Annotated in this window: 1 protein-coding gene; it reads right to left on the bottom strand. The window is 61.1% G+C overall.

The annotated features are described in order from the left end of the window. Nucleotides 1-579 (bottom strand): PAAR domain-containing protein (locus HP566_RS07120; protein ID WP_249976570.1); only part of this gene is annotated, 579 nt, incomplete at both ends.

Below are 579 nucleotides of genomic sequence, written 5' to 3'. Positions count from 1 at the left end.
ACCTTGCTGGCTTCCTGCATCAGTTGGTCTTCTTCGGGACGGCATTGCAGGTTATCGGGGTCGCTGAGCACCACCATCGAGCCGGGTAGTACTACCTCGCCCAGGTGGCCATTAAGACGCTCGAACATCGCTTCCACCTCAGGGGTGGGTGCGGGGAGAATGTCACGCTTCAGTTCCACCCGGGGTGTGAGTTTACGCACGATAATGAAGCCGGGGGCAATATCGTTGCTGGTATTGACTTCGTCCCGCTGGGTATCTTCCGACGTACCCTGCGCCGCTGCTTGAAAGGAGGCGGTTTGTGCATTGCTGCGGGCGATCTCGGCGTTGAGCTCGGCCTCAACGTCGGCAGCCGACATGCGCTGGAATGAGATGCCCGGTCCCAGGGAGATTGAGGTGGGCGAGCCTGTGACAGCGCTCGATGACGCAGCCACATAGCCACCGCAGGAGGTGGTGCTGCCGTTGATTGCTGCCGGGGCGTCTTCCACCTCGAACCAGGCCGCTCCTGTGGTAATGGTGGCCCCGCATGAGGATGTATCGCCTACCCGTGCGACCGGCATACCATCGACGAACATGCTCGCA

The sequence above is a fragment of the Vreelandella olivaria genome (assembly GCF_023507745.1).
GTDB lineage: Bacteria > Pseudomonadota > Gammaproteobacteria > Pseudomonadales > Halomonadaceae > Vreelandella > Vreelandella olivaria_A.
The sequence above is the reverse complement of the archived record's forward strand: the minus strand, read 5'-3'. Positions and strand labels throughout refer to the sequence as shown.